This window comes from Streptomyces sp. NPDC101393 (genome assembly GCF_044767385.1).
Classification (GTDB): domain Bacteria; phylum Actinomycetota; class Actinomycetes; order Streptomycetales; family Streptomycetaceae; genus Streptomyces.
Genome location: NZ_JBIWNU010000003.1, coordinates 479,705 through 498,049 on the forward strand (window position 1 = coordinate 479,705; position 18,345 = coordinate 498,049).

The following is an 18,345-nucleotide window of genomic DNA, read 5'->3' on the forward strand; positions in this document are numbered from 1 at the left end:
AAGCGGGGCCTCAGGTGCGCCACGCGCCTTCGGCCGCGGCCGGGCTACAGCGGCAGCAGATCGGGCCGCTTGGGCTCGACGCGATCGCCGGAGGACTCGCCGCGCAGCCGTCGCCCGATCCACGGCACGAGGTGCTCCCGCGCCCAGTGGATGTTGTCCCGCCGGGCGTCGGCGGCCGTGCGCTCCGCCTCCGGCGGCCACGGCTGATCCGGGTCGGCCGGCACCGGCAGGCCGAGGACCTGGCCCGCGCGCAGTGCGACGCGGGTGTGCCCGTCCGCGGAGAGGTGCAGCCGGTCATCGCTCCACGCCCGCCGGTCCTGCACCGACTTCAACGACCACAGGTCGAGGACCGGGCAGTCGTGCCGGTCGGCGATGGCCCGAACGTGCGCGGTGTACGTCGCGATCTTGCCCCGCAGATGCTTGAGGACGGGGACGTCGCGGGTGTCGAAGCCGGTGCAGAGCAGCACCGTCCCCACGGACTCGCGCAGATCGGCGACCGCCGCCTCGTAACGCTCGGCCACCGCGTCCGGGTCCGAGCCCGGCCGCAGAATGTCATTGCCCCCTGCACAGAAGGTGACGAGTGCGGGCGCGAGCTCCTTGGCCCGGGGCACCTGCTCGTCGATGATCTGGCCGAGAAGCCGCCCCCGGACGGCGAGATTCGCGTAGCGGAACTCCCCCTCCTCCCGCTGATCCGAGAGGAGAACCGCGAGCCGGTCCGCCCAACCGATGTACGCCCCGTCACGGCCGGGATCCCCGACCCCCTCGGTGAAGCTGTCCCCGACGGCTGCGTACGACCCGATGGCGCCATGGGCGCCGCTGCTGATGTTCTTCGAATCGTCTGCCACGTCAGGACATACTTCACCTCGAGAAGTGACCTACGCCACCGTAACCAGGGGTTGACGGGGGGTGATTAATGCCACCCGGTCAAATTCTCACCAAGTTGGAATAGCGATCGATCACAGAGCGCTCGCCGTTCGGCTTCACCTGTGTCATCAATCGATGCTGTCGCCGCATGATTGACCATTGCATGAATGTCGTATCGTCGAAGGAGCCCCGCACCGCCGACGAGCAGCGTCGGCGACCGACCCTAGGAGCGCGCGTGACGCAGCAGACGCCGCAGGTCCCCCCGGTCCAGCCCGAGCTCGCGGAGGTACGCAACTTCCGCGATGTGGGCGGTCTGCCGACGGTGGACGGGCGTCGCATAAGGGAGGGCCGGCTCTTCCGCAGCGGTCATCTCGCGCACGCGACCGAAGCGGACGCCGCATTTCTCGCGGGCCTGGGGCTGCACACCATCTTCGATTTCCGCAATGCCTCGGACATCAAGCTCGAAGGCCCCGATGTCGCACTGCCCGGCGTACGGAATGTGAACATCCCGCTCACCGACCCTGCGGACGGCGCGGAATTCTGGACGATGGTCCGCGACGGCGAACTCGACCAGCTGCGCAGCGCACTCGGCGACGGCAAGGCCGCGGCCCGTATGGCCAAGACCTACCGCCACATCATCACCACCCGCACCGAGGACCACAGCCGGCTGCTGCACGCCCTCGCCGAGGACAGCCTCCCGGCGCTGATGCACTGCGCCGCCGGCAAGGACCGCGCGGGGCTGTCCATCGCGGTGACGCTGCTGGCCGTCGGCGTGGAGCCGGCAGCCATCCAGGAGGACTACCTCAAGTCCAACGACCCGAGCCGCCGCTACAAGATCCGCCGTTCCGACAACTCCGCCGTCGGCATGTCCCCCGAGGTCATGGAGCTGCTCTCCCCGTTGTTCGGTGCGCACGTCGACTACCTCACCGCGGCCTTCGACACGATCGAGCAGACCTGGGGCTCCACGGAGAGCTACCTCACCGACGGCCTGAAGCTGACGCCCGAGACGCGGGAGCGCCTCCGGGCCCAGCTGCTCACCGACTGACCGCGACGCCCGGCCGCACAGCTCACGAGCCGTACGGCCGGGCGTCGGATGTCACCCGGACGCCGCGGTCACCAGGCGTACCCGGTCCGCGGCTCCGCGGCATCCGGCTCGGTGACCCACCCGGCCACCAGCACCATCCCTGTCGCCCGGTGCACCGCAAGGAAACCGAACGGCCGGTCAAAGCGGGCGGAGACCCACTGCGCCGTGTGCGGCGGGGTGCTCGGCGCGCTTCCCATGCCGACGGCCACCGCGGTGACGGCGGCGGCCCGGAACCCCTTCGGGCCGAAGGTCGCGGTCGCCTTCTGCCGGGCCGAGGTCACCGCGAGCGGGACCTGGCTGATGCCGGGGAAGTGACCCCGCGAGGTGTCCGAGGCCGCGCCGAGGCCGAAGAGCCCGGCCCGCCGCAACAGATCGTGATCGGCCTCGACGGTGAACCGCGCGCAGCTCAGCGACACCACGGGTACCCCGTCCCAGCTCGGCACCGTCGCCACCTGCAGACCGGGCCCGGCGCCGTCCGTCAGTGCGGCGCCGCACACCGTCGGATATCCGCCGCACAGCGCGGCCACGCCATGGCTCACCACCTCACCGCCCGGCATCTCCGGCGGCCCGAGCAGCAGGTGCACATCCAGGCCGTTGTCGCCCTCGACCTCGACCGACGTCAACGGACCGGCGGGGGTGCGGTGCACCCGCACCTGCTCGGGCGCCGTACCGCCGTAGCGCCGCAGAAGCGTCAACTCCCGCCCTGCCCAGGGCCCTTCGGGCACCTCGTGGGGATGCTCGTCGAAGGGGCGCACCCAGGTGGTGCGCACCAGCAGCGCGCTCGCCAGCACGAGGAGCGTGTCGGCGTCCACCTCCACCGGCATCCGGTCGATGAGACCGTCGGTGTGCCGCTTGGCCCAGGCGTTCAGGGCCTCCTGGTCCGCGGTGGTGTCCCCGGTCAGTTCGCCGTGTGCGTCGAGCGGCAGGCTCGCCGGCCACTCGGGACGCAGCGACAGCGCGCGCCGGGTCCACAGTCCCAGCGCGGCATCGACGCCGTCCGCCGAGTCCAGCGCGCCCAGCAGGTCGCGGCCTGCACGTACGGCGTCGGCCGCGTCGAGGCCGAGCGCTCCGGCGAGTTCGGCGCGGGCCGGGCCGCCGGCCGGGCCCGCGAGCAGTGCCAGCAGCGGCCAGACGCCGGCCGCGGTGAGTACCGTGCCCCGCTCCCCCACCGCGTCCCGCGCCCAGCGTGCCGTCATGTCGTTGACGGCGCCCACCGTCGTGGCCGCAACCATTCGTCCCCCCGTGTTGTCAGCGGTTGGCGACCGCCTGTTTGACCAGCGTCCGCCCGAAGTCCCACATCAGGCCGCCGCCACCGTGCGCGTCGTCCATGACGGCGGTGAACGCCGTGACGAACCGGTCGACTTCCCGCTCGCCGATGGTCAGCGGCGGGATCAGCTTAATGACTTCCAGATGGTCGCCGGAGACCTGTGTGAGGATGCGGTGGCGCTGCAGCAGGGGCACCACCACCATCTGCGCGAACAGCCCCTTGCGGGCCGCCTGCAGCATCGACCAACGGCCGCGCAGGGCAAGGGACTTGGGCCGGCCGAATTCGATACCGATCATCAGGCCGCGGCCCCGGACGTCGTGCAGCAGCTCGTAGGTGTCGATGAGCGCCGCCAGCCTGGTCCGCAGCAGGTCGCCGGTGTGCCGGGCGTTGGCGACGATCTGCTCGTCCTCCATGACGGAGAGCACCGCGAGACCGGCCGCCATCGCCTGGGCGTTGGACCCGAAGCTCGCGGAGTGCACCAGCACCCGGTCCATGGAGGAGTAGACCTTCTTGAAGATCCAGTCCTTGCCGAGCGTCGCGCTGACCGGGACATACCCCCCGGACAGCGCCTTCGCCACACACACCAGATCCGGCTCGACGCCGTCCTCGTGCTGGTACGCGAAGAAGTCGCCGGTACGGCCGAGGCCGGTCTGGACCTCGTCCGCGATCAGCAGGGCCTTGTGCCGGTGCAGCAACTCCTGGGCGGAGCGCAGGAATCCGGGCGGGGTCGGGAGCACGCCCTTGCCCTGGATCGGTTCGACCACCAGCGCCGCCACATCACCGCGGCGCAGCTCCCGCTCCAGCCCGGCCAGGTCACCCATCTCGACGGCGGTGTCCGGCAGCAGCGGAGCGAAGCCGTCCCGGAAGCCGTCCTCGCCGTTGACGGAGAGCGATCCCGTCGTCAGGCCGTGGAAGGCGTGGGTGCAGTACAGGACGCGCGGCTTACCGGTGGCGTAGCGGGCGAACTTCAGGGCGGTCTCGACGGCTTCGGTGCCGCTGTTGCCGAAGAAGACCCGGTCGAGGTGCGGCGCGTACGACAGCAGCTTCTCGGCGAGCAGTCCGGGCAGCGGCTGGCAGTCGAAGCGGGTGAGGTCGGCCAGACCGGCGTCGAGTACGTCATGCAGCGCCTGCCGGACGACGGGGTGGTGTCTGCCCAGCCCCATCACGCCGAATCCGGCGAGCATGTCGAGATAGTCCTGGCCCTCGCTGTCCCAGAAGTAGGGGCCCTCGGCGCGTTCGTAGACCTTGTCGAAGCCGATGGTGTGCAGCATCCGCGGGAGTTGGTGGTTGAGATGGCGGGTGTGCAGGTCGTAGCGCTCGCCGCCGCGTTCACGGAGCAGTGCGGTGAGGTCGAAACCGGTCACGAGGCGTTCTCCTTACGGGCCGGGACGGCGCTGATCCGGCCGGCGATCTCGGCCGGGGTGAGACCGATGTCGGCGAGCACCTCGGCGCGCTTGCCGTGTGCCAGGAACTGCTCGGGGATACCGAAGGTGCGCAGCGGCACGTCCACCTCGGCGTCCCGCAGCGCCTGGCCGACCGCCGCACCGACGCCGCCGTTGCGGATGTTGTCCTCCACGACGGCCACCATCGCGTGTGTGGCGGCCAGTTGGGCGATGACCGGGTCGACCGGCCTGACCCAGCGCGGGTCGATGACTGTGGCGCCCACGCCCCGCGCCGCCAGCAGCTCGGCGACCTGGAGGCACACCGGAGCCATCACCCCGACCGCGACCAGCAGGACGTCCGGCTGCGGGGCACGGTGCAGGACGTCGACGCCGCCGATCCGCTCCAGCGCCGCGATCGGCTCGCCCACCGACTCCTTGGGAAACCGGATGACGGTCGGGGCGTCGTCCACGTCCAGCGATTCGCGGAGTTCGGCACGCAGCTGCTCGGCGTCGCGCGGCGCGGCGATCCGCAGGCCGGGCACCACGCCGAGCATCGACATGTCCCACATGCCGTTGTGCGAGGCCCCGTCGGTGCCGGTGACACCGGCCCGGTCGAGGACGAAGGTGACACCGCACCTGTGCAGCGCGACATCCATCAGGACCTGGTCGAAGGCGCGGTTGAGGAAGGTGGCGTAGACCGCGACGACGGGGTGCAGACCGCCGGTGGCCAGCCCCGCGGCCGAGACCGCCGCGTGCTGTTCGGCGATGCCCACGTCCCATACGCGGTCCGGGTGGGCGGCGGCGAACCTGCCGAGTCCGACCGGTTGCAGCATCGCCGCCGTGACGGCGACGACGTCCGGGCGTTCCGCGCCGATCCGGACCATCTCGTCCTCGAAGACGGAGGTCCAGGAGGGCGCACCGGGCGGCGCGACGGGCTCACAGGTCAGCGGGTCCATGGCGCCGACGGTGTGGAACCGGTCCGCCTCGTGCTCCAGCGCGGGGCGGTAGCCGCGGCCCTTCTCGGTCAGGCAGTGGACCAGCACCGGGCCGTGGAAGCCGGCCGCGCGGCGCAGTGCGGACTCAACGGCCTCGATGTCGTGGCCGTCGACCGGCCCGACGTACTTCAGGCCCAGGTCCTCGAACATGCCCTGCGGCGCGATGAAGTCCTTCAGGCCCTTCTTGGCGCCGTGCAGCGATCCGTAGATCTGCTGCCCGACGACGGGGGTGCGCTGGAGGACGTCCTTGCCCCAGGAGAGGAACTTCTCGTAGCCGTCGGTGGTGCGCAGCGTCGCCAGGTGGTCGGCCATACCGCCGATGGTCGGCGCGTAGGAGCGCGCGTTGTCGTTGACGACGATGATCAGCGGACGGTCCTTGGCGGCGGCGATGTTGTTCAGCGCCTCCCAGGCCATGCCGCCGGTCAGCGCGCCGTCCCCGATCACCGCGACGACATGGTTGTGCGTGCCGCGCACCTGGTGGGCCTTGGCGAGGCCGTCGGCCCAGCCCAGCACCGTCGAGGCGTGGCTGTTCTCGATGACGTCGTGCGCGGACTCGGCGCGCGAGGGGTAACCCGACAGCCCGCCCTTGGCGCGGAGTTTGGAGAAGTCCTGGCGCCCGGTCAGCAGTTTGTGGACGTAGGACTGGTGCCCGGTGTCCCACAGGATGCGGTCGTCAGGCGAGTCGAAGACCCGGTGCAGGGCGATGGTCAGCTCGACCACGCCGAGATTGGGTCCCAGATGGCCGCCGGTGCGGGCTACGGCATGCACCAGGAACTGCCGGACTTCGGCGGCGAGTTCGTCCATACGGTCGGCGGGTAGCGCCTTGAGGTCGCGTGGCTCCCGGATGTGCTCCAGCATCGTCATGATCGGTCCCCCTCGACTGGTTCGGCTGACCACGGACGGCGGCCCGGCCGACGGGGCGCGCGATCTGCCGCGCGCCGCCGACGGCCGGGCCGCCGGGGGGCCCCCCGGCCCCGGCGCCCCCGCCCCCCCCCCCCCCCCCGGTGCCCCCCCCCGGCCCCCCCCCCCCCCGGCCGGCCCGCGGGGGGGGACCCCAAGTGGGCAGCCCCGCGGGGGGGGCGGTGCGGCGGTTTTGGCCGCAAGCTTGGCATGGGTCGGCCCCCCGGCCGGGGGGCGGCGCCCACCGCCCGGCGGCCCGGGGGGGGGGGGGGGTTTTGGCCGGGCGGCCGCGGCCGGCGGGGCCGCCGGTGAGCCCGCGTGCACGGGCTCACCGGCCCTCACCTCACCCGCGGTTTCCGCCGACGGTCTCCCGCGCCGCCCGGATGGACTCCTTGAGGGAACCCATGGTGGCCAGGACGGCGGTGGGCTCGTAGCCGCAGTGCGCCATGCAGTTGGCGCAGCGCGGGTCCTTGCCCCGGCCGTACTTGCTCCAGTCGGTCTCCTCGATGAGCTCCTTGTACGTCGGGACGTACCCGTCGCTCATGAGGTAGCAGGGGCGCTGCCAGCCGAAGAGGGAGTAGTTGGGGATCGCCCAGGCGGTGCAGGGAAAGTCCGCCTTGCCTTCCAGGAAGTCGAGGAAGAGCGGGCTGTGGTTGAGCCGCCAGCGGCGGCGGTTGCCGCCGGCGAAGGCCTTCTTGAAGAGCTCCCGGGTCTGCTCGACGCCCAGGAAGTGCTCCTGGTCGGGGGCCTTCTCGTAGGCGTAGGCGGGCGACAGCATCATTTCGTCGACCTGCAGATCGTCATTGAGGAAATTCAGGACCTCGATGATGGTCTGCGGGGTGTCGGTGTTGAAGAAAGTGGAGTTGGTGGTGACCCGGAAGCCGCGCTGCTTGGCCTCCTTGATCGCCGCCACCGCCTCGTCGAAGACGCCTTCCTTCGCGACGGATTCATCGTGCCGCTCACGCATCCCGTCGATGTGCACCGCAAAGGCGAAATACGGCGACGGGGTGAACTTCTCCATCTTCTTGCGCAGCAACATCGCGTTGGTGCACAGGAAAACGTACTTCCGCTTTGCCACCAGCTGCCGCACGATTTCATCGATCTGCGGGTGCATCAGCGGCTCGCCACCGGCGATGGAGACCATCGGGGCGCCGGACTCCAGCACCGCGCCGACCGCCTGCGCCACCGGCATCCGCTGCTTCAGCACCCCCGCCGGGTGCTGGATCTTTCCGCAGCCCTCACACGCCAGATTGCAGGCGAAGAGGGGTTCGAGCTCGACGATGAGCGGGAACTTCTCGCGCCTCCGAATCATCTTCTGTTCAAAGAGATAGGTCCCGACCCGGATGGTCTGGCGAAGCGGCATGGCCATCTAGCTCACCTCCTGGGGAGCAGCAAAGAACGGTGCCATTCGAAGAAAACAGGAAGTACGGAGCGCAGCACACGGAAGGCCGATATTCCACCGCGCACGGTGCCGATGCGTACGAGTTCATGTTCTGGAGCGTCCACGACCACTCGGACGGCCGCAACCGGACGGATTCCGGCGCGCACCGCCTCACGCAGGGTGGCGGCGGATTCCATGTCCACAGCGACCGCACCCGCGGCATGCAGCTCGGCCCGCTCCGCGCCGCGTACGACGTGGTCAGAGCCTTGCAGCAAGCCGGTGTGCACGGTCAGCCCGCGCTGCCGCAGGGCCCGTAGCAGCGGGCCGTTGTCGCGGCAGTGCACCTCCGGCGCATCCGGCCGGTGATCACGGGTCGTCCGGGCGACGACCACGTCCCCGGGGAGCATCCCGGGGACGAGGCCGGCGCAGAAGCCGCTGGCGACGACGGGGGATCGTGCGGTGGCGGAGCCGTCGCGCAGCGCCTTGCCGAGGGCGCGCTCCGCCGCCTGGGGGCCCATGCCGGTACGGAGCACGACCGCCTTGTCCGGGCGGCCGCGGTCGCCTCCGCGCAGTGCGAACCGCTCGATGCCGAGCGCGCAGGCGACCAGCAGCGGAGGATCCGCGTCCGGCAGGGGCCGTCCCGTCATCACACCCCCAGGGGCGCGCCGGCCGGTCCGCCGTTGACGTAGCGGCCGAGGGCCGTCAGCGGGAAGACCTGCCGGTACAGGTGGTAGTTGATGGAGAAGTCCCAGGGGAAGCCCGTGCCGGTGAAGTACGGCTCGTCCCAGGAGCCGTCGGGCCGCTGGGTCTCGGCCAGCCAGCGCACCCCGCGGCGCACCGTCTCGCTGTCCCGCTCGCCGGCCGCGAGCAGCGCCATCAGCGCCCAGCCGGTCTGCGAGGCGGTCGAGGAGCCGCGGCCCGCCCACTCCTTGTCGTGGTAGGAACGCTGGTCCTCGCCCCAGCCGCCGTCGCTGTTCTGCACCCGCCGCAGCCAGCCGACGGCGCGCCGGACCGCGGGGTGCGACGCCGGGATGCCGACGGCGGCGAGCGCGGGGAGCACCGATCCGGTGCCGTAGATGTAGTTGGTGCCCCAGCGGCCGAACCAGGCGCCGCTGGGCTCCTGTTCGGCGAGCAGCCAGTCGATGCCGCGGCGGGTGCGCGGATCCTGGGTGCGGCCGACGTCGGCGAGCATCTCGACGACATGGGCGGTGACGTCGGACGACGGCGGGTCGATGACCTCCCCGAAGTCACAGAACGGCAGGCGGTTGGGGAACGCGCTGGTGTTGTCGGCGTCAAAGGCGCCCCAGGCGCCGTTCTTGGACTGCATGCCGAGGTTCCAGCGGACCGCGCGGCGCACGGCGGCCTCCACCCGCTGCGGATCGGGATGCGCGACCCGGCGCAGCGCGAGGACCACCTCCGCGGTGTCGTCGATGTCCGGGTAGTTGTCGTTCTCGAACTCGAACGCCCAGCCTCCGGGCGGCAGTTGGGGCCTGCGCACCGCCCAGTCCCCGGGCCGGACGATCTCCTCGGCGAGCATCCAGTCGGCTGCCTTGACCAGCTGCGGATGGTCCGCGGGAAGCCCGGCGTCGGCGAGCGCGATGACCGCCAGACAGGTGTCCCAGACCGGCGACTGGCACGCCTCGATCATCCGGCTGCCGTCCTGGCGCCAGACCGTGAAGCGGTCCAGGGACGCGAGCCCGGTGCGCAGCACGGGGTGATCGAGGTCGTAGCCGAGCAGATGCAGGGCGATGACGGAGTAGACGGCGGGTGGCTGGATGCCTCCCCAGCAGCCGTCGTTCTCCTGGCGCTCGATGATCCATCGGGCGGCGGAACGCATCGCGGCGCCGCGCAGCTTGCGCAGTGCCACCTTGTGGTAGACGTGCAGCGCCTTGTCGAGCCGCTGGAAGAGGCCGTCCCAGGTGGTGGCGGGGGCGAGCGGCTGCGGTGGGTTGGGATTGCGCGGGTCGGTGTGCAGCTCGTCGAGACCGAACGGCGCGGGGCGTACGGGGCGCTTCGCCGAGACGATGGTCAGCGGCACGATGGTCTGCCGGGCCCAGCATCCGAAGTCGTAGATGTTGAGCGGGAACCACTTGGGGAAGTAGATGAGTTCCGGGGGGAGCTCGGGGAGGTCGTCCCACTTCCACCAGCCGAAGAGCGCCAGCCAGATGCGGGTGAAGACGCGGGAGGCGGCGATTCCGCCCCGTCCGCGGATCCATTCGGACGCGCGGGCCATGTGCGCCGCGTCGGGGGCGTCCCCGGCGAGCCGCAGGGCCACGTAGGCCTCGATGGTGGTGGAGAGTTCGCCGGGGCCTTCGTAGAAGGTGGCCCAGGTGCCGTCCGCACGCTGCTCGCCGCGGATGTACCGGGCGGCGGACTCGGTCAGCTTCGGGTCCTGGATTCCCAGGAACTGACGGAGGAGCAGATCCTCGGCGTCCATCGTGACGTTGGTCTCGAGGTCGCCCTTCCACCATCCGGCGGAGTCCTGCTCGGACAGCAGGTAGTCGGTGGCGCGGGTGGTGGCGCGCCGGGCGGCGGCCGCGGTGTCCGGTGGGACGGCGGTCTGCATGCCTTCGAAGCGCGCGGTGGCGTCGGTGGATTCGGTCTTCTCAGCGGTGGCATCGCTGGCCGAGGGGGCCCGGGGCGGCAGCGCCTCGGTGCTTCCGTCGGTCGTCGCTGTCATGGCTTCCCCTTCTGCAGTGAACTGTGAAGCGTGCTCAGGGATTCCGTCGGCCGGCGCCCGGCTGGCACCGGCCGGCGACTGCGATCAGTTCGTGTCGATGGCGATCATCTCTCTCGTACGACGACGAAGTCCGCCAGCGCGACGAGCTGCGCGCGGATCTTTTCCGGCATCTCGACCTCGTCGAGCGCGGAGATGGCGGTGGCGTGCTGACGGCGGGCCTCCTGGGAGGTCCATTCACGGCCGCCGGCCTGCTCGATCAGGGCCGCGCGGGAGGCGAACTCCTCTTCGGTGAAGTCGGCGATCTCGGTTTCGCTCTTCTTCGCGTCGGCGGCGAGGATCTGGGCGAGGCGCTCGGAGGCGGAGCCGCCGGCGTCCAGCGCGGCGACGACCGGCAGCGACTTCTTGCGCTGGCGCAGATCGCTCCACGTCTGCTTGCCGGTGGCGTCCGGGTCGCCCCAGATGCCCAGCAGGTCGTCGACGGCCTGGAACGCGAGACCGAGGTGGTAGCCGTACCGTTCGAGGATGTCTGCGGTGCGGTCGTCGGCGCCGCCGAGAACCGCACCGATGGAGACGGCGCAGGCGAGCAGCGCGCCGGTCTTGTTGCCTTCCATCTCCAGGCACTCCGCGACGGTGACCCGCTCGCGGTGCTCGTAGGAGATGTCCTGGGCCTGGCCGTCGATCAGTTTGCGGGTGGCCAGGGTGAGTCGGCGGGTCGCACGGCCTGCCTCGACCGTGCCGAGCTCCAGCAGTATTTCGTTGGCGAGGGCGAACAGCGCGTCGCCGACGAGGATGGCCTGGGCGGGACCGTGCACCTTCCAGACGGTGTCGCGGTGCCGGCGCTGCTCGTCGCCGTCCATGAGGTCGTCGTGCAGCAGCGAGAAGTTGTGCACCAGCTCGACGGCGACGGCGCCGGGGATGCCGACCTCGGGGGCCGCGCCCGCTGCCTCGGCCGACAGCAGGGCGAGTGCGGGCCGCACGGCCTTGCCGCCGTCACCCGAGGAGGGCCGGCCTTCCGCGTCGATCCAGCCGAAGTGGTAGGCGGCGACGGTGTCCATCGGAGGAGCGAGCCGGTCCACGGCGGCACGCAGCACGGGAGTGGCCAGCGTCCGTCCGCGCTCCAGCAGCGCGGTGACGCTTTCGGTGTCGATAGCTGGGGAAGCCGGGTTCACGGTTTCTCCTCTGTTTCCGATGCTCGTGCTCGTGCGAGCGCTCGTACTCGTACTCGTGGTCATGCCGCCTCCTGGGGCAACTGGCCCTGGGGGAAGCCGAGTTCGGTGAGTGCCTCGCGAGCGGCAGCAGTGCCGCTGCGAACAGCGCTTTCCATGGTCGCGGGCCACCCGGTGGCGGTCCACGCACCGGCCAGGAACAGGCCGGGGGCTTGGGTGCGGGCGGCGGGGCGGAGCCTGCCGACGCCCGGTGCGGGTGCGAACGTAGCGGTGCGTTCGCGGGTGACGAAGAAGTCGCGGATCCTGGCGCCCCGGGCGGCGGGCAGCAGCCGCTCCAGCTCGGGGAGATAGCGGGCGCGGAGCTTGGCGACCGGCTCGTCGATCTCCTCCTGCGCCGCGGACTGCGAAACGGCCAGATACTGGCTGCCGCCGCCCTCGGGAAGACCGGCCAGCCCGGAGGCGTCCGTACGGTCGAAGACCCACTGCACCGGGGATCCGATGGCGGCGAAGAAGGGGCGGCGCAGCACCTTGCGGTCGTAGACGACATGGAGGTTGAGGATCGGGGCGGTGCCGATGTCGCGCAGCCGGTCCTGGTCGTCCAGGGCGCCGTCGGGCAGCAGACCGTGGGTCTCGCGCTGGGGTACGGCGAGCACGACGGTGTCGGCGGTGAGCTGCTCACCGCCGTGCGGGCCGCTCTCCACCGAGACCTGCCAGCCGTCCGCACCGCGGGTGACGGCGGTGGCGCGGGTGCGCAGCTCGACCCGGACACCGGCCTTGTCCAGCGCGGTGCGGGCGAGGGTGTCGTGGACGTCGCCGAGCGGGACCTTGGCCCAGCCGATGTCGGCGGCGCCCGGGTCGGAGAGGAGACCGGTCCGGAAGACCTTGGCGGCCAGGCCCAGGGAGGCGTCGTCCGCGGTGGCGTTGAGGGTCGCGACGCCGACGAGGTCCCACAGCGCCTCGATGGCACGGGCCGACTGACCGTGCCGGCGGAGCCAGCTGCCGAAGTCCACGCCGTCCAGGGCGGGGTCGGCCGGGTCCAGGCGCTTGAGCGCGAGGGTCGCGCGCACCACACCGGCCCGCTCGGCGGGCGAGAGGTGGGGGTAGCGGGCAAGGCTCCCGGCGAGATGCAGCGGCACCGGCAGCGCGGTGCGGCGCAGCCGGCCGAGCCGCATCCGGTCGGCGTCCAGGACCGGTACGTCCATCCGGTCCTGAAGGGGCACCAGATGCGCGGCGTCGAGGCGTTGCAGGAACTGTTCGTAGGCGGTGCAGCAGCGCAGGAAGACGTGCTGGCCGTTGTCGACGGTGAGTTCGCCGGCCGCGGAATCGCGGCGGAAGGAGAAGACGAGCCCGCCGAGCCGGGGGCGGCCCTCGACGAGGGTGACCCGCAGTCCGGCATCGGCCAGCGCGAGCGCGGCGGTGGTGCCCGCGAGCCCGCCGCCGATCACCACCGCGGCCGCCCCTTCCGGACGGCCGGACGGCCGGGCGCTGCGCAGGCCGGCCCGCGCGTCTGCCGATGTCATACCCTCTCCCCCCGTGCTGCCTGCATGGACGCAGGGTGGCGCGCGGGGGTTGCGTGCCACGCCGGCCCGGATTCCTCACTCGCCGCCGGGCACATCATCCGCGCCTCCGTACGGACTGCCGGCGCCCGATCGCGCGCGCGTCGAGTCCGGACAGGCCGCGCACCGCGACGAAGGCCTTCTCCCGACCGGGCAGCGAGACCCGGCCGCGCAGCACCGCCTCGGGGTCGGCGGCGATCCGTGACAGCAGGCGGTGGTAGATACCGGCCATCGCGGCCACGCACGCACCGCTGCGCCGGTCGAGCATCGGCAGCAGCCGGAAGCCGTCGGCGAACAGCTCACGGGCGCGCTTGACCTCGAAGTGCACCAGGCCGGTGAAGTCGGAGCCGGAGGGTGGGACGGGGCCGTCGAATCCGGCCGAGCAGCCGAACTTGGCGAGGTCCTCGGCGGGGAGGTAGGTCCGGCCGTTGCCGGCGTCCTCGCGAACGTCCCTGAGGATGTTGGTCAGTTGCAGGGCGAGCCCGAGGGTATCGGCGTACTCTGCGGCGCGCGCGGCGTCGTGCGCGCCGGGCACGGTGCCGAACACGCCCATCGAGAGCCGGCCGATGGCACCGGCGACGCAGCGGCAGTAGACCTTCAGCTCGTCCCAGGTCTCGTAGCTCTCGCCGCGGACGTCCATCAGCACGCCGTCGATCAGCTCGTCGAGACCGTCCAGCGGCAGCGGGAAGCGCCGGGCGGCGTCGGCGAGCGCGACGGCCACCGGGTCGGTGTCGTCCTCCTCGACCCGGCCGTCCTTGACGCGCGCCAGCAGCGCCCGGGTGTCCTCCAGGCGCTCGTGTTTGGCGGCGGGCTCCAAGGTCCCGTCGCCGATGTCGTCGACCCGGCGCGAGAAGGCGTAGAGCGCCGACATGGCCTGCCGCTTGTCGTTCGGCAGCAGCCGGATTCCGTACGCGAAGTTTCGTGCCTGCTGCCCGGTGACGGCCTCGCAGTAGCGGTACGCAGCGAGCACCGGCGCGGACACGTGTGCGGTTGCCTCCACGGTCCGACTCACCCCTCTCTTCGCAATGTCGCCCCCACCTCGCGCAGCAGGCTGAGCTTGGTCGGCTTGGGCGGTCCAGGGAGTACGTCGTGATCGGCGGCCGCGACCGCTTTCAGTGCGGCGCGCCCGCCGGCCACGAAACCGGCCAGCAGCAGCTTGAGTCTGCCGTGGACGCTACCCACCAGCGGGGTGCCTTCATCCAGCAGCTCACGGGCGCGTTCCGCTTCGAACGCGATGAGTGCGCGCACCGATGCGCCCCCGCTCGGGGTGGCCAGATCCGCTTCGGTGACTCCGAAGCGTTTCATGTCCTCGGCGGGGAGGTAGATGCGGTCGCGACCGAGGTCCTCGGCCACGTCCTGGAGGTGTTCGACGATCTGCAGGGCGGTGCAGACCGCGTCCGAGCGCCGGATGCGCTCCGGGCTGGTGGTGCCGGTGATGCCGAGGACGAGGCGGCCGACGGGATTGGCGGACAGCTCGCAGTAGCCGAGCAGGTCGTCGTAGGTGCCGTAGCGCGTCACCCGCTGGTCCTGGCGGTTCGCCTCGATCAGCCCGAGGAACGGCGCCGGGGTGAGCGCGCAGCGGCGGACGGTCGGGCCGAGCCGGCGCATGAGGGGGTGGCCGGGCCCGGGGGCCTTGTCGCTGAAGGCCCGGCGCAGGTCCGCCTCCAGGGCGTCCAGCATCGCGGTCCGGTCTTCGCTCTGCGCGCGGTCGAGGCCGAGCAGGACGGCGTCGCCGCCGCCCGGTGCCAGGTCGCCGTCGCCGATGTCGTCGACGAGGCGGGCGAAACCGTAGACGGCCATCAGGTCGGCGCGCCAGGCACGTGGCAGGAAGAAGGGCGCGACCGGGAAGTTCTCGTGCGCGGCCTGGGCGAGGACGGCGTGTGAGCCGTCGTCCGACGGGGCGCCGGTGTGCTGCCTGCGTGGCCCGACGACGCGGCGCGCCCGCTCCCGCCCGGCACCGGCCGCCACCCTCCCGGGGTGGACGCGACGCGCCTGCTCGTCTCCTCCGCTCACCGGGGTCTGCCCGGCGCGTTTCGGAGCCGGAGCGAACCAGTAGCCATTGCCGTCACGTCTCCCGTTCTACACCGCCAAGCTAAAACATCCCATTTCGGACACGCCGCAGGTCACGACGCGCCCCGTTCGAGCCCATCATCGCCCGCCCGAGTGAGTATTGCCCGACTTATACCACTTGTTATGTTCAGTACCCGTACAGCTTACGCCGTACATCTCGCCCGCGTACGAGGGGGTACCGAAGCCTGAGGCAACGATCTGGTCAACTTCGCACGCGGCCGAACTGTTCCCGGTAGGGAAGGAGTTGACCACCCGTTAACCGGCGAAGGCCCCCGCGAGTCCGCCTCGCGGGGGCCTTCGGGCGCGGGAGGGGCTACTTGCCGCTCTCCTTCTCGTAGGCCTTGATGACCTCGTCGGTCGGGCCGTCCATCAGCAGTTCGCCGCGCTCCAGCCACAGGACCCGGTCGCAGGTGTCGCGGATGGACTTGTTGTTGTGGCTGACGAGGAAGACCGTGCCGGCTTCCTTGCGCAGTTCGCGGATGCGGGCCTCGGAGCGCTTTTGGAAGCTGCGGTCGCCGGTGGCCAGTGCCTCGTCGATCATCAGCACGTCGTGGTCCTTGGCCGCGGCGATGGAGAACCGCAGGCGGGCCGCCATGCCGGAGGAGTAGGTCCGCATCGGCAGCGAGATGAAGTCGCCCTTCTCGTTGATGCCGGAGAAGTCGACGATGCCGTCGTAGCGCTCGTGCACCTGGTCGCGGGACATGCCCATCGCCAGGCCGCCGAGCACGACGTTCTTCTCGCCGGTCAGATCGTTCATCAGGGCGGCGTTCACGCCCAGCAGCGAGGGCTGGCCGTGCGTGTAGACCTTGCCCCGCTCCGCGGGGAGCAGCCCGGCGACCGCCTTGAGCAGCGTCGACTTGCCCGAGCCGTTGGAGCCGATCAGGCCGATCGACTCGCCCTTGTAGGCGGTGAAGGAGACACCGCGGACCGCGTGCACCTCGCGGACACCGGCCGACGGCTTGCGCCGGATGATGCGGTTGAGCGCCGCCGTGGCACCGCCCTTGCCCGCGCCGGTGCCGTAGACCCGGTAGACGATGTGCAGGTCGTCCGCGATCACCGTGGGGACGCGGGCCTGCGCCGCTGCCGTCGGCTCGACGGCGTCCTTCTGCTGCTCAGCCACGTCCGTACCGCTCCTCAGCCTTCCAGAAGTACACAAAACCCACGACGCCCATCAGCAGCGCCCAGCCACCGGCGAAGGCCCACACATGCGGGGGCAGCTTGTCCGACGTGAAGCTGTCGATCAGCGCGAAGCGCATCAGGTCGATGTAGACGAGAGCCGGGTTGGCGTTGAGGACCGCCTCGACCCACCCGGGGACGTTCTTGCCCTGGAGGATGACCTCCATGCTGAACATCACGCCGGACGCGTACATCCACGTCCGCATCAGGAACGGCATCAGCTGCGCCAGGTCCGGGGTCTTGCTGCCCAGCCGGGCCATGACCATCGCCAGACCGGTGTTGAACACGAACTGCAACGCCAGCGCGGGGATGATCAGCAGCCACGACCAGGTGGGGATCTGCCCGAAGCCGAGCAGGATGACCACCAGGACGCCCATGGAGAACAGCAGCTGCTGCAGCTGCATCAGGCAGAACGAGATCGGCAGGCAGGCGCGCGGGAAGTGCAGCGCCCGCACCAGCCCGAGGTTCCCGGAAATCGCCTTGGTGCCGGCCATCACCGAGCTCTGCGTGAAGGTGAAGATGAAGACGCCCGTCACCAGGAACGGGACGAAGTCCGGCACACCCTTCCGCGTCCCGATCAGCAGACCGAAGATGAGGTAGTAGACGAGGGCGTTCAGCAGCGGCGTCGCCACCTGCCAGACCTGACCCAGCTTGGCCTGGCTGTACTGCGCCGTCATCTTGGCGCTGGCGAAGGCCGAGATGAAATGCCGCCGGTCCCACAGCTCCCGGATGTACTCCACGAGGCCGGGGCGGGCCCCGCTCTGCGAGAGCCCGTACTTCTGGGCACGCTGGGCGGGGGTGAGCCCCTCGTCGGAAGTTGGCGGGGCACTCATGGCGACCGCACTGTCGTGCGTGGTCTCGCTCACAGTTGACACTTTCGTCCTCAAGGTGCGCTGCCGGGGCCATGCCCCGGCTCGCGCCTGATGCTCTCAGATACGAGCTTGTCAGATGACGGGAGGGCGGCCCAGTCGGGTCAGTCGCCAAACGGTAGCCCACTTCATGGGGCGCCTGGGACCGCACGGGGTGGTCCAGCCCTCCTTGAAGCCGCCCAGCCAGACCCGCAGCGCCGGCCACGAGGGACGCCGCGCGAGCGTGAGCAGGAACCAGACACCGAGATAGACCGGAACGAGCAGGGCGGGGAGGTTGCGGCGGGCCAGCCAGACACGGTTGCGGGCCACCATCCGGTGGTAGACCGCGTGCCGGCTGGGAGCCATGGTCGGGTGCAGCAGGAGCATGTCCGACCGGTAGTCGATCATCCAGCCCGCGTTCAGCGCCCGCCAGGCCAGATCCGTCTCCTCATGGGCGTAGAAGAAGTCGTCGGGCAGCCCGCCGACCTCCTCGAACACCTTGGTACGGGCCGCATTCGCGCCGCCGAGGAAGGTGGTGACCCGGGAGGAGCGCATCGGGTCGGCCGCGCGCAGCCGCGGGACGTGCCGGCGCTGGGTCTCACCGGTGTCCGGGTCCGCGATGCGGAAGCTGATGATGCCGAGCTTGTCGTCCTTGGCGAACGCCTCGCGGCACAGCTCGGCGGTGTCCTCGGTGGCGAGCAGCCCGTCGTCGTCGAGGAAGAGCAGCACGTCGACCTCGCTGCCGCCGGGGCCGAACGCCTCGATGCCGACATTGCGGCCCGCGGGGATGCCGACGTTCTCCGGCAGCTCGACGGTCCGTACGCCCTCGGGCAGCTCGGGCAGCGGGGCGCCGTTGCCGACGACGACGACCTCGACCGGGTCACCGTGCTGCTTGGCGACCGAATCCAGGAGGGCGCGCAGCTCCTCGGGGCGGTTGCCCATGGTCAGGACAACCGCACCGAGCCGCATGCGGGAC

The 18,345-nt window shown here is 71.0% G+C and carries 15 protein-coding genes; 1 reads left to right on the forward strand and 14 read right to left on the reverse strand.

Going from position 1 to position 18,345, the window contains the following annotated elements; translation table 11 throughout:
• Positions 1 to 44: 44 nt before the first annotated feature.
• Complete coding sequence (locus ACIRQ7_RS11960) at positions 45 to 845, reverse strand: SGNH/GDSL hydrolase family protein (protein WP_401466801.1); 801 nt, start codon at positions 843 to 845, stop codon at positions 45 to 47.
• 254 nt (positions 846 to 1,099) lie between these two features.
• Between ACIRQ7_RS11960 and ACIRQ7_RS11965 the strand changes: the two genes are divergently transcribed.
• Positions 1,100 to 1,909 carry a tyrosine-protein phosphatase gene (locus ACIRQ7_RS11965; protein WP_401466804.1) on the forward strand — a complete coding sequence of 270 codons (810 nt, stop codon included), beginning with the start codon at positions 1,100 to 1,102 and terminating at the stop codon, positions 1,907 to 1,909.
• A 68-nt stretch (positions 1,910 to 1,977) separates the two neighbouring features.
• On the opposite strand, the gene ACIRQ7_RS11970 is transcribed toward ACIRQ7_RS11965, so the two are convergent.
• From ACIRQ7_RS11970 to ACIRQ7_RS12030, 13 genes are all read right to left on the reverse strand, one after another.
• On the reverse strand, positions 1,978 to 3,180 hold the full coding sequence (locus ACIRQ7_RS11970) for a serpin family protein (RefSeq protein WP_404261914.1): 1,203 nt from the start codon (positions 3,178 to 3,180) through the stop codon (positions 1,978 to 1,980).
• Between the two features lie 16 nt (positions 3,181 to 3,196).
• Entirely contained in the window at positions 3,197 to 4,579 is a 1,383-nt protein-coding gene (locus tag ACIRQ7_RS11975; RefSeq protein ID WP_404261916.1) for an aspartate aminotransferase family protein, read from the reverse strand.
• On the reverse strand, positions 4,576 to 6,456 hold the full coding sequence (dxs, locus tag ACIRQ7_RS11980; RefSeq protein WP_404261918.1) for a 1-deoxy-D-xylulose-5-phosphate synthase: 1,881 nt from the start codon (positions 6,454 to 6,456) through the stop codon (positions 4,576 to 4,578). The genes ACIRQ7_RS11975 and dxs overlap by 4 nt, the downstream gene beginning before the upstream one ends.
• Positions 6,457 to 6,835: 379 nt before the next feature.
• Positions 6,836 to 7,861 (reverse strand): adenosyl-hopene transferase HpnH, encoded by a 1,026-nt coding sequence (gene hpnH / locus ACIRQ7_RS11985; RefSeq protein WP_401466815.1) that lies wholly within the window; start codon positions 7,859 to 7,861, stop codon positions 6,836 to 6,838.
• A 5-nt stretch (positions 7,862 to 7,866) separates the two neighbouring features.
• The gene (locus tag ACIRQ7_RS11990; protein WP_404261920.1) at positions 7,867 to 8,520 is read right to left on the reverse strand and encodes a 1-hydroxy-2-methyl-2-butenyl 4-diphosphate reductase; all 654 of its coding nucleotides are present in this window, start codon (positions 8,518 to 8,520) and stop codon (positions 7,867 to 7,869) included.
• Positions 8,520 to 10,553, reverse strand: coding sequence for a squalene--hopene cyclase (gene shc, locus ACIRQ7_RS11995; RefSeq protein WP_404261922.1), 2,034 nt, complete (start codon positions 10,551 to 10,553; stop codon positions 8,520 to 8,522). Before shc ends, ACIRQ7_RS11990 begins: the two co-directional genes overlap by 1 nt.
• A gap of 104 nt (positions 10,554 to 10,657) precedes the next feature.
• Positions 10,658 to 11,722, reverse strand: a complete 1,065-nt coding sequence (locus ACIRQ7_RS12000) for a polyprenyl synthetase family protein (RefSeq protein WP_404261924.1) — start codon at positions 11,720 to 11,722, stop codon at positions 10,658 to 10,660.
• Between the two features lie 59 nt (positions 11,723 to 11,781).
• Positions 11,782 to 13,239 carry a hydroxysqualene dehydroxylase HpnE gene (gene hpnE / locus ACIRQ7_RS12005; RefSeq protein WP_404261925.1) on the reverse strand — a complete coding sequence of 486 codons (1,458 nt, stop codon included), beginning with the start codon at positions 13,237 to 13,239 and terminating at the stop codon, positions 11,782 to 11,784.
• 94 nt (positions 13,240 to 13,333) lie between these two features.
• A complete protein-coding gene (hpnD, locus tag ACIRQ7_RS12010) occupies positions 13,334 to 14,287 on the reverse strand; it encodes a presqualene diphosphate synthase HpnD (protein WP_401466829.1) in 954 nt (317 codons plus the stop codon).
• Entirely contained in the window at positions 14,284 to 15,243 is a 960-nt protein-coding gene (gene hpnC / locus ACIRQ7_RS12015) for a squalene synthase HpnC (protein WP_404262303.1), read from the reverse strand. Before hpnC ends, hpnD begins: the two co-directional genes overlap by 4 nt.
• A gap of 415 nt (positions 15,244 to 15,658) precedes the next feature.
• Positions 15,659 to 16,465, reverse strand: coding sequence for an ABC transporter ATP-binding protein (locus ACIRQ7_RS12020; RefSeq protein ID WP_404261926.1), 807 nt, complete (start codon positions 16,463 to 16,465; stop codon positions 15,659 to 15,661).
• Positions 16,458 to 17,387, reverse strand: a complete 930-nt coding sequence (locus tag ACIRQ7_RS12025; protein ID WP_404261928.1) for an ABC transporter permease — start codon at positions 17,385 to 17,387, stop codon at positions 16,458 to 16,460. The genes ACIRQ7_RS12020 and ACIRQ7_RS12025 overlap by 8 nt, the downstream gene beginning before the upstream one ends.
• A 78-nt stretch (positions 17,388 to 17,465) precedes the next feature.
• On the reverse strand, positions 17,466 to 18,338 hold the full coding sequence (locus tag ACIRQ7_RS12030) for a glycosyltransferase family 2 protein (protein ID WP_404262305.1): 873 nt from the start codon (positions 18,336 to 18,338) through the stop codon (positions 17,466 to 17,468).
• Positions 18,339 to 18,345: the final 7 nt, after the last annotated feature.